The organism is uncultured Methylibium sp. (assembly GCF_902826655.1).
Lineage (GTDB): Bacteria > Pseudomonadota > Gammaproteobacteria > Burkholderiales > Burkholderiaceae_C > Methylibium.
Window position 1 is genome coordinate 1 of record NZ_CADEFR010000081.1, and the last position, 12,347, is coordinate 12,347.

Here is a 12,347-nt window from a genome sequence, read left to right on the forward strand (position 1 = left end):
ACGCCGATCTTCATGCGGATCTGGTTGATGAAGATGACCATGGTGTTGGTCTTCTTGATCGTCGCGGTCAGCTTGCGCAGCGCCTGGCTCATCAGCCGCGCCTGCAAGCCGGGCAAGGAATCGCCCATCTCGCCTTCGAGCTCGGCCTTGGGGGTGAGCGCGGCGACCGAGTCGATGACGACCAGGTCGACCGAGCCCGAGCGCACCAGCGCGTCGACGATCTCGAGCGCCTGCTCGCCGGTGTCGGGCTGGGAGATCAGCAGCTCCTGCAGGTTGACGCCGAGCTTCTGCGCGTACTGGATGTCGAGCGCGTGCTCGGCGTCGATGAAGGCGCAGGTGCCGGCGAGCTTCTGCATCTCGGCGATGACCTGCAGCGTGAGGGTGGTCTTGCCCGAGGACTCCGGGCCGTAGATCTCGACCACGCGACCGCGCGGCAGCCCGCCGACGCCGAGCGCGATGTCCAGGCCCAGCGAACCGGTCGAGACGACCTCGATGTCCTGGATCACCTCGCCCTCGCCGAGCCGCATGATCGTGCCCTTGCCGAACTGCTTGTCGATCTGCGCCAGCGCGGCCTGCAGGGCCTTGGCCTTTTCGGTGTTGAGGGTCTTGACGGTTGCATCCATGAGCGGCTCCTTTGGATCGGATTATCGCCAAGGCTGGATGTTTGTACAGTAGTTTCTGAGGGGTCCCCCCAAGGCCTCCCTACAATGAAGGCGAGCCCGGACAACGACAGGGACAGGGCCCCCGCTGGAGACGAGTCGATGAGGATCCTCATTGCCGAAGACGATCAGGTGCTGGCCGACGGTCTGCTGCGCACCCTGCGCAAGGGCGGCTACGCGGTCGACCAGGTCGGCAGCGGCAGCGAGGCCGACGCGGCCCTGGCCGACCATGAGTTCGACCTCGTGATCCTCGACCTGGGCCTGCCCCGGCTGCATGGCCTGGAAGTGCTGCGCAAGCTGCGGGCGCGCGGCAGCAGCACGCCGGTGCTGATCCTGACCGCGGCCGACAGCGTCGAGCAGCGCGTCAAGGGCCTGGACCTGGGCGCCGACGACTACATGGCCAAGCCCTTCGCGCTGCAGGAACTCGAGGCGCGGGTGCGCGCGCTGACGCGCCGCGGCCTCGGGACCGCGTCGACCATCATCCGGCACGGCCCGCTGTCCTTCGACTCCACAGGTCGCGTCGCCTACCTGAACGAGCAGATGGTCGAGCTGTCGGCGCGCGAGCTGTCGCTGCTGGAAGTGCTGTTGCAGCGCGCCGGGCGCCTGGTCAGCAAGGACCAGCTGGTCGAGCGGCTGTGCGAATGGGGCGACGAGGTCAGCAACAACGCGATCGAGGTCTACATCCACCGCCTGCGCAAGAAGATCGAGCAGGGGCCGGTGCGCATCGCCACCGTTCGCGGCCTGGGCTACTGCCTGGAGAAGATCGCCCCCTGATGGACAAGCTGCGCGGCCAGCGCTCGCTGTTCGGCGAGATCCTCGACTGGATGCTCGCGCCGCTGCTGCTGCTGTGGCCGATGAGCATCGCACTGACCTGGCCGGTGGCGCAGAGCATTGCGCACCGCCCCTACGACCGCGCGCTCGGCGAGATGAGCCGCGTGCTGGCGCAGCAGGTCGGCGTCGACCGCGGGCGCGTCGCCTTCGCGCTGCCAGCTGGTGCCGACCAGCTGCTGCGGGCCGACGAGGCCGACCAGATCTACTTCCAGGTGCTGGGCGCACGCGGCGAGTACGTCGCCGGCGACCGCGCGCTGCCGGTGCCGCCCGAAGAGGAAGTGCCGGCCGTGGGCGAACTGCGCTACCGTGACGACACCGTCCACAACGAGCCGGTGCGCGTCGCCTACCTGTGGGTCGCGATGCCCGGCGCGCCGCGCATCCCGGGCACCACGTCGCCAGCGCTGGTGCAGGTGGCCGAGACCCTGGGCAAGCGCTCGCAGCTGGCCACCGAGATCATCAAGGGCGTGATCCTGCCGCAGTTCGCGATCCTGCCGCTGGCGGTGCTGCTGGTGTGGCTGGCGCTGGCGCGCGGCATCGCGCCGCTCGGTGAGCTGCAGCAGCGCATCCGCCGCCGCGCGGCCGACGACCTGAGCCCGATCGACGAGACCGACGCGCCCGAGGAGGTCTCGCCGCTGGTCCGCGCGATCAACGACCTGCTGGGCCGCCTGGACCGCAGCTTCGTGACGCAGAAGCGCTTTCTGGCCGACGCGGCCCACCAGCTGAAGACGCCGCTGGCAGGCCTGCGCACCCAGGCCGAGATCGCCCAGCGCGAGATCGATGCCGGCGAACGCGAGCCCGAGGCGCTCAAGCGCAGCCTGCAGCAGATCGCGCTGTCCAGCCAGCGGGCCGCGCACATGGTCAACCAGCTGCTGTCGATGGCGCGCGCCGAGGACCGCGAGCTGGCGATGCGCATGTCCGACGTCAACCTGGCGCGGCTGGCCACCGAGACCGTGCGCGACTTCGTGCCGCGCGCGCTCGAGAAACGCATCGATCTCGGCTACGAGGGCCCGGGCGCCGACGGCGACACGGCACTGCCGCAGCGCAGCCGCGTGCGCGGCCAGGCCGTGCTGCTGCGCGAGCTGATCCGCAACCTGCTCGACAACGCCTTGCACTACACCCCGCCCGGCGGCACGGTCACCGTGCGCGTGGTGGCCGACCCCTTCGGCCAGGTCGTCGTGCTGCAGGTCGAGGACTCCGGGCCGGGCATCCCGGCGGCCGAGCGCGAGCTGGTGTTCCAGCCGTTCTACCGCGTGCTCGGCACCGACGTCGACGGCTCCGGCCTGGGCCTCGCCATCGTCGCCGAGATCGCACGCCAGCACCAGGCGACGCTCAGCCTCGACGAGGCGCGTGGAGGTGTGGCCGAGGACGCCAGCCCCGGCGCACGCTTCACCCTGCGCTTTGCCGCCGTGGTCTCCGCGCCCGACACCGGTTTCTGAATCGAGCGTCGATCGGCCTTTGCCGGCACGCTGGCAGGCCCGCCGCTAGACTCCGGGTTAACCCGGAGCATCGATGAAACAGATTGGAAGCCGGCTGATGAAGCTGCTGCGCCGGCCGCAGCAGCCGGCCGCAAAGCCCGCGGTCCCGGCACCGCCCGCGCCGCGCCGCCGGCGCGTCGACCTGGCGCTGCAGGGTGGCGGCTCGCACGGCGCCTTCACCTGGGGCGTGCTCGACCGCCTGCTCGAGGACGCCGACCTGGAGATCGGCGCCATCTCCGGCACCAGTGCCGGTGCGCTGAATGCCGGCGTGCTGGCGACCGGCTACGCCCAGGGCGGGCGCGAGGGCGCGCGCGCCGCCCTCGCGGCGTTCTGGCGCGACGTCAGCGGCTCGGGGTCGGCGTTCTCGCCGTTCTCGCTCAGCCAGGCCGGCGCGGCGAGCCAGAGCTTCAATTTCGACAAGCTGCCGAGCTACCAGTGGCTCAACAACTTCTTCCGCGCCTTCAGTCCCTACGAGTTCAACCCGCTCAACCTGAATCCGCTGCGCGACCTGGCCCGGCGCCACGTCGACGAGGCCGCGCTGCGCGACTGCAGCATCCCGCTCTTCATCACCGCCACCAGCGTGCGCAGCGGGCAGGCGCATGTGTTCAGCGGCAAGAGCCTGTCGATCGATGCGCTGCTGGCGTCGGCCTGCCTGCCCTTCATCTTCCAGGCGGTCGAGATCGACGGCGAGCCGTTCTGGGACGGCGGCTACACCGGCAACCCGGCCATGTACCCGTTGATCTATCACAGCGAGTCGCTCGACATCCTGCTGGTGCGCATCAATCCGCTGCTGCGCGAAGGCACGCCGACGCGCAGCGTCGAGATCATCGACCGGCTCAGCGAGGTCACCTTCAACGCCAGCCTGATCGCCGAGCTGCGCGCGATCGCCTTCGTCTCGCGCCTGGTGCGCGAGGGCAAGCTCGACCCGGGTCGCTACAAGGACCTGCGCCTGCACATGATCGCGGACGACGACGGGCTCGCGCCCTTCAACGCCAGCAGCAAGTTCAACACCGACCGCAGCTTCCTCGAGGAACTGTTCGGACTGGGCCGCGCCGCGGCAGACGGCTGGCTGCGCAGGCACGGCGACGACATCGGCGTGCGCGGCACGCTCGACGTCGAGCGCCACTTCCTCGCCAAGTCGGGCCGGCGGGCGCGGAGCGCCTGAGCCGGCCGCCTCAGGCCCGGTCCGCCAGGCGCCGGGCGCGCGCCACCGACATCAGGATGCCCAGCCCCAGCCCCAGCGTGACCATCGCCGTGCCGCCGTAGCTGATGAAGGGCAGCGGGATGCCGACCACCGGCAGGATGCCGGTGACCATGCCCATGTTGACCATCGCGTAGGTGAAGAACGAGAGGGTCACCGCGCCGGCGATCAGGCGCCCGAACAGGCTCGGCGCCTCGGCCGCGATCATCAGCCCGCGGAAGATCAGGAAGATGAAGCCGACCAGCAGCGCGACGCAGCCCAGCAGCCCGAACTCCTCGGAGAAGGCGGCGAAGATGAAGTCGGTGGTGCGCTCCGGGATGAACTCCAGGTGCGTCTGCGTCCCGTTCATGAAGCCCTTGCCGGTGATGCCGCCGGAGCCGATGGCGATCATGCCCTGGATGATGTGGAAGCCCTTGCCCAGCGGATCCTGCGTCGGATCGAGCAGCGTGCAGACGCGGTGCTTCTGGTACTCGCGCAGCAGCACCCACTCCACGTCGGGCTGGCAGATCTGGGTCTGGAACCAGATCAGCGCCCCGACGCCGACGGCACCCAGCAGCAGCACCGGCACGATCAGCTTCCAGCTCAGGCCGGCGAAGAACATCACGTACAGCCCGCCCGACAGCACCAGGATCGCGGTGCCCAGGTCGGGCTGCTTGACGATCAGGCCCACCGGCACCGCCAGCAGCACGAAGGCGATCAGGAAGTCGAGCGCGCGCAGCTGGCCCTCGCGCTTCTGGAACCACCAGGCCAGCATCAGCGGCATCGCGATCTTCAGCACCTCGCTGGGCTGGATGTCGATCACGCCGACGTGCAGCCAGCGCGTCGCGCCCTTCTTCGTGATGCCGAACAGCGCCACCGCGACCAGCAATCCGACCCCGACGATGTAGAGCGGCAAGGCCAGCTGCGCCAGCCGCTGTGGCGGCAGCTGCGCGACCACGAACATCACGCCGGCCGCGATCAGCATGTTGCGGCCGTGGTCGACGAAGCGCGTGCCGTGGTCGTAGCCGGCCGAGTACATCGTCAGCAGCCCGGCGGCGGCCAGCAGCAGGATCGCCAGCGCCAGCGGGCCGTCGAAGCCCTGGAAGATGCGCAACGCGCGGCGCCAGAGCGGCGGGCGGTCGAACACCGCGCTCATGACGACCCCTCGCTCGCCGGGTACGTCGATCGATCCCCAAGGGCCTTCAAAGGCCCCTTCGTGGCCCTGGGGATGCGGGCCGGCTCGGCAACGGCCCTGCGCTCGGCCCGCCTCACTGCACGGCCCCCGCGATCACGCCGGCACCGACGCCGGGCAAGGGCACGTCGGCCGCCAGCCGCGGCGTGCCGACCGGCGCGCCGGCCAGGCCCTGCTGCGCCAGCGCGATGTCCTCTTCCGTCGGGTAGCGCCCCAGCAGCAGGTAGTCGAGGACGCGGCGTGCGATCGGCGCGGCCGCCTCGGCGCCGAAGCCGGCGTTCTCGACGACGACCGCCAGCGCGACCTGCGGGTTCTCGACCGGCGCGAAGGCGGTGTAGAGCGAGTGGTCGCGCAGGTAGTCGTCGATCTTCTTCTTGTCGTACTTCTGGTCCTGGCGGATGCCGACCGCCTGCGCGGTGCCGGTCTTGCCGCCGCTGGTGTAGCCGGCGCCCGCGAACACGCGCGTCGACGTGCCTTCCTGCGTGACGCCGTACATCGCCTTGCGGATGACCTCGACGTGGTCGGGCTTCAGCGGCAGCGGCGGCAGGGCCTCGGCGGCGATCAGCCGCGTCTCCTTGGTCACCACGTCCTCGACCTCGCGCACCAGCCGCGGCACGTAGCGCTGGCCGCCCGACACCAGCGTCGCCATCGCGCTGGACAGCTGCAGCATCGTGAAGTTGTTGTAGCCCTGGCCGATGCCCAGCGAGATGGTCTCGCCGGCGTACCAGCGCTGCTGCTCGGGCTTCTTGTAGTACTTGCGCTTCCACTCGGTCGACGGCAGCACGCCGGTGACTTCACCGAACACGTCGATGCCGGTCCTGCGCCCGAAGCCGAAGGGCTCGAGCTGCTCGTGGATCAGGTCCACGCCCATGTCGGCCGCCAGCTGGTAGTAGTAGACGTTGCTCGACTTGACGATCGAGCGGTTCATGTCGACGACGCCGAGGCCGCCGTCGCCGTGGCTGCGGAAACGGTGGTTGCCGAACATGAAGACGCCGTTGTCGAAGGTCGTCTGCTGGGACGTGCGCTTGCCGGTCTCGAGCGCGGCGATCGCCATGAAGGGCTTGAAGGTCGAGCCCGGCGGGTACGTGCCGCGGAGGGCCCGGTTCAGCAGCGGCTTGTCGATGGACTCGTTGAGCTCCTTCCAGCTCTCGACGTCGATGCCGTCGACGAACAGGTTGGGGTCGAAGGTCGGCTTGCTGACGAAGGCCAGCACCTCGCCCGAGCGCGGATCGATCGCGACCAGCGCGCCGCGCCGCTCGCCGAACAGCCGCTCGACCAGCGCCTGCAGCTTGATGTCGATCGACAGACGCACGGTGTTGCCCGGCGTCGGCGGGCTGGCGCGCAGCCGCCGCACGGCGCGACCGCCGGCACTGGTCTCGACCTCCTCGAAGCCGGTACGGCCGTGCAGCTCGGTCTCGTACTTCTGCTCGATGCCGAGCTTGCCGATGTAGTCGGTGCCCTTGTAGTTGGCCGCGTCCTCGGTCTCGTCGAGCGCCTCCTTCTCGGCCTGGTTGATGCGGCCGATGTAGCCGAGCACGTGGCTGCCGAGCTCGCCGTAGGGATAGTTGCGGAACAGCCGCGCCTTGATGTCCACGCCGGGGAAACGGAAGCGCTGCGCGGTGAAGCGCGCCACCTCCTCGTCGCTGAGCTTGGTGCGGATCGGCAGCGACTCGAAGCTCTTGGCATCGTCCATCAGTCGCCTGAAGCGCTTGCGGTCGCGCGTGCTGATGTCGACCACGCTCGCCAGCTCGTCGATGGTGGCGTCGAGCTGCGCGATCTTCGACGGCGTCAGTTCCAGCGTGTACGCCGAATAATTGTTGGCCAGCACCACGCCGTTGCGGTCGAGGATCAGGCCGCGGTTGGGGGTGACCGGCAGCACGGTGATGCGGTTGCTCTCGGCCTGGGTCGAGAGTTCCTCGTGGCGCAGCACCTGCAGCGTGACCAGGCGCGCGCTCAGCAGACCGAAGCCCAGCAGCACCAGCAGCCCGGCCGCGACCACGCGCAGCCGGAAGCGGTCCAGCTCGTACTCGTTGTCCCTGAATTCGGTCACGCTCGTTCCGGCCCTGCGGTCACAGGGGCCGATTCTCGTCCGGGTCCGGCGCGCGGCGCTGCGGCGCCAGCAGCAGCACGGCGGCGACCGGCCACAGCAGCGCCTCGAACAGCGGCGCCAGCGCCAGCTCCCAGCCGGGGAACACGCCGCCGGTCGCCAGCCGCACCAGCACCGACACGCCGTGCGCCGCGACGAACAGCGGCAGCACCTGCAGCGCCTGGCTCCAGACGTTGAACCACAGCAGCCGGCGGTGCATCGTGATGGCGAAGAAGCTCAGCAGCGTGTAGGCCAGCGCATGCTGGCCGAGCAGCGCGCCCTGGTGCACGTCCATCAGCAGGCCGAACAGGAAGGCGGCCCCGATGCCGACGCGCCGCGGCTGCTGCACGTTCCAGAACACCAGTGCCAGCGCCAGGAAGTCGGGCATGGCGGCGACGCGGCCCAGGGGAATCAGGTTGAGGGCCAGCGCCAGCAGCAGCGAGCCCCACATGAAGACCGGATTGACCGGCAGCAGCAGCTGGTCCGCGTCGCGGTTGCCCATGATCATCGCCGCGCTCCCGACTTGCGGCGCGGTGCCTCGGCGGCGCTCGCCGCCGGATCCTGCGGGCGCGGCGGCAGCTGCAGGTTCAGCGGCTCCAGCACCAGCACGTGCCGTGCGCTGTCGAGGCGCGCGATCGGCGCCAGCGTGACCTTGGCGAAGGCGCTGCCGACGCGCCGGTCCACCGTCACCACCCGGGCGACCGGCAGGCCGGGCGGGTAGACGCCGTCGACGCCCGAGGTCTGCAGCAGGTCGCCGGGCTCGATGTCGGCGTTGCCGGCCAGGAAGCGCAGCTCCATGCCGGCGCCGGCGGTCGCGCTGGTCGGGTCGCCGTAGGCGGCCGCGCGCGCCTGGGTCCGCACGTTCAGCACCGGGATCGCCGCGTCCTTGTCGACCAGCAGCGTCACCTCCGAGGCCAGCGGATAGACCCGCGTCACCTGGCCCAGCACGCCGCTGGCGTCGACCACCGGCGAGGCGGCGACCACGCCCTGCGTCGCGCCGCGGTCGATGACGAGCTTGCGCGTGTAGGGGTCGGCCGCCTCGTACAGCACCTCGGCCGCCTGCGTGCGCACGCTGAACTGCGGTTGCAGCGCCAGCAGTTCGCGCAGCCGCTCGTTCTCGCGGGTCAGCGGGTCGACGCGCGCGGCGCGCTCGGCCTGGTCGGCCAGCTGCTTCAGCGCCGTGGTCTCGCGGTCGCGCGCCTGGGCGACGCCGCCGAAGTAGTCGCGCACCACCTCCCAGGCCACCACCGGCTGCAGCAGCATGCGCTCGACCGGATGCAGCACCGTCGCCATCGCGGCGCGCAGCGGCTGCGTCAACGCGAAGCGCGTGTCCGCCACCATCAGGAACAGCGCGAAGGCCGAGAAGAAGACCAGCTTGGTCAGCGCCGACATGCCCTGCTTGAAGAAGGGCGGTGGCGTCCGGTCGAGGGTGCCCAGCGGCATCGGGATTACAGCGGCGGGAAGGCGGAAGCGAAGAAGCCGGCCACGTGCGGGACGCGCCGGCTTCCGGGGTTCATCGCGGCGCGGTCACTCGGAGGTGAAGATCGAGCCCAGGCGCTCCATGCGCTCGAGCGCCATGCCGCAACCGCGCACGACGCAGGTCAGCGGGTCTTCGGCCACCAGCACCGGCAAGCCGGTTTCTTCGGCCAGCAGGCGGTCCAGGTCGCGCAGCAGCGCGCCGCCGCCGGTCAGCATCATGCCCCGCTCGGAGATGTCGGCGCCCAGTTCGGGCGGCGTCTGCTCGAGCGCGTTCTTGACGCTGGAGACGATGTTGTTCAGCGGGTCGGTCAGTGCCTCGAGGATCTCGTTGCTGCTGATCGTGAAGGCACGCGGCACGCCCTCGCTGAGGTTGCGGCCCTTGACTTCCATCTCGCGCACTTCGCTGCCGGGGAAGGCCGAGCCGATCTGCTTCTTGATGCCTTCGGCCGTCGGCTCGCCGATCAGCATGCCGTAGTTGCGGCGGATGTAGTTGATGATGGCCTCGTCGAACTTGTCGCCGCCGACGCGCACGCTGCCCTTGTAGACCATGCCGCCCAGCGAGATCACGCCGACCTCGGTGGTGCCGCCGCCGATGTCGACCACCATCGAGCCCGAGGCCTCGGACACCGGCAGGCCGGCGCCGATCGCCGCGGCCATCGGCTCCTCGATCAGGTAGACCTCGCTGGCGCCGGCGCCCAGCGCCGATTCGCGGATCGCGCGGCGCTCGACCTGGGTGGAGCCGCAGGGCACGCAGATGATGATGCGCGGGCTCGGCTTCAGGATGCCGCGCGGATGGACCATCTTGATGAACTGCTTGAGCATCTGCTCGGTGACGGTGAAGTCGGCGATCACGCCGTCCTTCATCGGCCGGATGGCCTCGATGTTGCCCGGCACCTTGCCGAGCATCGCCTTGGCTTCGGCGCCGACCGCCTGGATGGTCTTCTTGCCGTTGGGCCCGCCCTCGTGGCGGATCGCGACCACCGAGGGCTCGTCGAGCACGATGCCCTTGCCCCGGACGTAGATCAGCGTGTTGGCGGTGCCGAGGTCGATCGCGAGATCGGTCGAGAAATAGCGTCGCAGGGAAGCGAACATGTTCGGTGGCGTTTCAGCAGGGCGCCGCGGGCGGGGGCGTCGCCGGGATGTCGGGGGTGCGCAAGGTCGTCGTCGCCGGCCGCGAGGTCCGCGTCGCTGCTGCGTGAGCCGCGCAGTGAACGCCTCCATCACGACCGGGTGTGGATCACCATCGATAATACCCCAGGGGTCCTGCGCAACTGCGTCGAAATGCAGCAGCCGCGCCGGGCGACGCCCCTCGTTTCGATCGCTTCCCGGACCCGACCCATGGCCCTGACCCCCACCGACGTGAGCCGCATCGCACTGCTGGCCCGGCTCGAGCTGAGCGAGGCCGAGCAGGCGCAGATGCTCGGCCAGCTCAACGGCTTCTTCGACATCGTCGAGCGCATGCGCGCCGTCGACACCACCGGCGTCGCGCCGCTGTACACGCCGCTGTCGGCGGTGCAGGACGTGGCGCTGCGGCTGCGCGAGGATGTCGCCACCGAGCGCATCGATCGCGAGGCCAACCAGCGCAGCGCGCCTGCGGTCGAGGCCGGCCTCTACCTCGTGCCGCGGGTGATCGAATGAAGTCAGGCCTGCACCAGCTCGGCGTCGCCGGGCTCGCCGATGCGCTGGAGCGCCGACAGGTGTCCAGCGCAGAGCTCACGCAGCACCTGCTGGCGCGCGTCGCCGCGCACGACGCGCTCGGCGCCTTCCTGTGCACGGATGCCGACCTGGCGTTGCAGCAGGCCCGGGAGGCCGATGCGCGCCGCGCCGCGGGTCAGGGGCGCGGCCGGCTCGACGGCGTGCCGATCGCGCACAAGGACATCTTCGTCACGACCGACTTCCCCAGCACCGCCGCGTCGAAGATGCTGGACGGCTATCGCTCGCCCTTCGACGCCGCGGTGGTCGCGAAGCTCAAGGGCGCGGGCACCGTGACGCTGGGCAAGCTCAACTGCGACGAGTTCGCGATGGGCGGCAGCAACGAGAACTCGTCGGTGCGGCCGGTGCGCAACCCCTGGGACCCGGCGCGCATTCCCGGCGGTTCTTCGGGCGGCTCGGCCGCCGCGGTCGCCGCGCGCCTGGTGCCGGCGGCCACCGGCACCGACACCGGCGGCTCGGTGCGCCAGCCGGCCGCACTGTCCGGCGTCACCGGCATCAAGCCCACCTACGGCCGCTGCTCGCGCTACGGGATGATCGCCTTCGCCTCCAGCCTCGACCAGGCCGGCCCGATCGCGAGATCGGCCGAGGACTGCGCGCTGCTGCTGCAGGCGATGAGTGGCTTCGACGAGCGCGACGCGACCTCCGCGCAGCAGCCGGTCCCGGACTTCGCCGCCGCGATCCATGCGCCGCGCGCCGGGGCGACCTCGGCCCGGCCGCTGCAGGGCCTGCGCATCGGCCTGCCGCGCGAGTTCTTCGGCGCCGGCGTGGCAGCCGACGTGAGCCAGGCGGTGCAGGCCGCGCTGGCCGAGGCCGAAAGACTGGGCGCCACGCTGGTCGACGTCAGCCTGCCGCGCACCGAGCTGTCGATCCCCGTGTACTACATCATCGCGCCGGCCGAAGCGAGCTCGAACCTGTCGCGCTTCGACGGCGTGAGGTACGGTCACCGCGCCGCGCAGCACGGCGACCTCCTCGACATGTACCGCAAGAGCCGCAGCGAGGGCTTCGGAGCCGAGGTCAAGCGCCGCATCATGATCGGCACCTACGTGCTGAGCCACGGCTACTACGACGCCTACTACCTGCAGGCGCAGAAGCTGCGCCGCATGATCGCCGACGACTTCCAGCAGTGCTTCTCGCAGTGCGACCTGATCGCCGGGCCGGTGGCCCCGACCGTCGCGCGCACCATCGGCTCGCAGACCGATCCGGTCGCCGAGTACCTGGCCGACATCTTCACGCTGCCGGCCAGCCTGGCTGGCCTGCCGGGCATGAGCGTGCCGGCCGGCTTCGCGTACTCCGAGAACGCGGCGGGCCTGCCCGTGGGCCTGCAGCTGATCGGCAACTACTGGCAGGAAGCCTCGCTGCTGCATGCGGCGCACGCCTTCCAGCAGGCCACCGACTTCCATACCCGCGCGCCCGAGGGCCTGGCATGAACAAGCCCGCCCTCATCCGCGGCTACGAGGTCGTGATCGGCCTCGAGACCCACACCCAGCTGTCGACCGCGTCGAAGATCTTCTCCGGCGCGCCCACCGCCTTCGGGGCCGCGCCCAACACGCAGGCGAGCGTCGTCGACCTGGCGCTGCCCGGCACGCTGCCAGTGATGAACCGCGGCGCCGTCGACCGCGCGATCCGCTTCGGCCTGGCGGTCGGCGGGCAGATCGCGCCGCTGTCGATCTTCGCGCGCAAGAACTACTTCTACCCCGACCTGCCCAAGGGCTACCAGATCAGCCAGTACGAG

At 70.4% G+C, this 12,347-nt stretch carries 11 protein-coding genes and 1 pseudogene; 6 read left to right on the forward strand and 6 right to left on the reverse strand.

The window, feature by feature from the left end; translation table 11 throughout:
- Nucleotides 1-623: recombinase RecA (gene recA, locus QZV97_RS18920; protein ID WP_295646341.1), on the reverse strand; the 623-nt coding region annotated here is incomplete at its 3' end.
- A 138-nt stretch (nucleotides 624-761) separates the two neighbouring features.
- Between recA and QZV97_RS18925 the strand changes: the two genes are divergently transcribed.
- The 3 genes from QZV97_RS18925 to QZV97_RS18935 all read left to right on the forward strand — a co-directional run bounded on the left by QZV97_RS18925 (nucleotide 762) and on the right by QZV97_RS18935 (nucleotide 4,130).
- A complete protein-coding gene (locus tag QZV97_RS18925; protein WP_295646344.1) occupies nucleotides 762-1,433 on the forward strand; it encodes a response regulator transcription factor in 672 nt (223 codons plus the stop codon).
- Nucleotides 1,433-2,926, forward strand: a complete 1,494-nt coding sequence (locus QZV97_RS18930; RefSeq protein WP_295646349.1) for a sensor histidine kinase — start codon at nucleotides 1,433-1,435, stop codon at nucleotides 2,924-2,926. Before QZV97_RS18925 ends, QZV97_RS18930 begins: the two co-directional genes overlap by 1 nt.
- A gap of 73 nt (nucleotides 2,927-2,999) precedes the next feature.
- Nucleotides 3,000-4,130, forward strand: coding sequence for a patatin-like phospholipase family protein (locus QZV97_RS18935; RefSeq protein ID WP_295646351.1), 1,131 nt, complete (start codon nucleotides 3,000-3,002; stop codon nucleotides 4,128-4,130).
- Between the two features lie 10 nt (nucleotides 4,131-4,140).
- Here QZV97_RS18935 and rodA read toward each other — a convergent pair whose 3' ends face one another.
- The 5 genes from rodA to QZV97_RS18960 all read right to left on the reverse strand — a co-directional run bounded on the left by rodA (nucleotide 4,141) and on the right by QZV97_RS18960 (nucleotide 9,994).
- Nucleotides 4,141-5,301 (reverse strand): rod shape-determining protein RodA, encoded by a 1,161-nt coding sequence (rodA, locus tag QZV97_RS18940; RefSeq protein WP_295646354.1) that lies wholly within the window; start codon nucleotides 5,299-5,301, stop codon nucleotides 4,141-4,143.
- 112 nt (nucleotides 5,302-5,413) lie between these two features.
- Nucleotides 5,414-7,387, reverse strand: a complete 1,974-nt coding sequence (mrdA, locus tag QZV97_RS18945) for a penicillin-binding protein 2 (RefSeq protein ID WP_295646368.1) — start codon at nucleotides 7,385-7,387, stop codon at nucleotides 5,414-5,416.
- A 19-nt stretch (nucleotides 7,388-7,406) separates the two neighbouring features.
- Nucleotides 7,407-7,931 carry a rod shape-determining protein MreD gene (gene mreD, locus QZV97_RS18950; protein WP_295646374.1) on the reverse strand — a complete coding sequence of 175 codons (525 nt, stop codon included), beginning with the start codon at nucleotides 7,929-7,931 and terminating at the stop codon, nucleotides 7,407-7,409.
- Nucleotides 7,928-8,866, reverse strand: a complete 939-nt coding sequence (gene mreC, locus QZV97_RS18955; RefSeq protein ID WP_295646377.1) for a rod shape-determining protein MreC — start codon at nucleotides 8,864-8,866, stop codon at nucleotides 7,928-7,930. The genes mreD and mreC overlap by 4 nt, the downstream gene beginning before the upstream one ends.
- A gap of 84 nt (nucleotides 8,867-8,950) precedes the next feature.
- Entirely contained in the window at nucleotides 8,951-9,994 is a 1,044-nt protein-coding gene (locus QZV97_RS18960) for a rod shape-determining protein (protein ID WP_295646380.1), read from the reverse strand.
- A gap of 246 nt (nucleotides 9,995-10,240) precedes the next feature.
- On the opposite strand from QZV97_RS18960, the gene gatC reads away from it, so the two are divergent.
- The 3 genes and pseudogenes from gatC to gatB form a co-directional block, all read left to right on the forward strand.
- Nucleotides 10,241-10,540 (forward strand): Asp-tRNA(Asn)/Glu-tRNA(Gln) amidotransferase subunit GatC, encoded by a 300-nt coding sequence (gene gatC, locus QZV97_RS18965; RefSeq protein WP_295646383.1) that lies wholly within the window; start codon nucleotides 10,241-10,243, stop codon nucleotides 10,538-10,540.
- Nucleotides 10,537-12,042: an Asp-tRNA(Asn)/Glu-tRNA(Gln) amidotransferase subunit GatA gene (gene gatA, locus QZV97_RS18970; protein WP_295646385.1), complete on the forward strand. Its 1,506-nt coding sequence runs from the start codon at nucleotides 10,537-10,539 to the stop codon at nucleotides 12,040-12,042. The genes gatC and gatA overlap by 4 nt, the downstream gene beginning before the upstream one ends.
- Nucleotides 12,039-12,347 (forward strand): annotated as a pseudogene (gene gatB, locus QZV97_RS18975) (Asp-tRNA(Asn)/Glu-tRNA(Gln) amidotransferase GatCAB subunit B); the annotation flags it as partial. The gene gatA and the pseudogene gatB, both read left to right, overlap by 4 nt.

Coding starts and splice junctions, on each gene's coding strand:
- QZV97_RS18925 (WP_295646344.1), top strand. CDS start 762: ATGAGGATCCTCATTGCCGAAGACGATCAGGTGCTGGCCGACGGTCTG.
- QZV97_RS18930 (WP_295646349.1), top strand. CDS start 1,433: ATGGACAAGCTGCGCGGCCAGCGCTCGCTGTTCGGCGAGATCCTCGAC.
- QZV97_RS18935 (WP_295646351.1), top strand. CDS start 3,000: ATGAAACAGATTGGAAGCCGGCTGATGAAGCTGCTGCGCCGGCCGCAG.
- rodA (WP_295646354.1), bottom strand. CDS start 5,301: ATGAGCGCGGTGTTCGACCGCCCGCCGCTCTGGCGCCGCGCGTTGCGC.
- mreD (WP_295646374.1), bottom strand. CDS start 7,931: ATGATCATGGGCAACCGCGACGCGGACCAGCTGCTGCTGCCGGTCAAT.
- mreC (WP_295646377.1), bottom strand. CDS start 8,866: ATGCCGCTGGGCACCCTCGACCGGACGCCACCGCCCTTCTTCAAGCAG.
- QZV97_RS18960 (WP_295646380.1), bottom strand. CDS start 9,994: ATGTTCGCTTCCCTGCGACGCTATTTCTCGACCGATCTCGCGATCGAC.
- gatC (WP_295646383.1), top strand. CDS start 10,241: ATGGCCCTGACCCCCACCGACGTGAGCCGCATCGCACTGCTGGCCCGG.
- gatA (WP_295646385.1), top strand. CDS start 10,537: ATGAAGTCAGGCCTGCACCAGCTCGGCGTCGCCGGGCTCGCCGATGCG.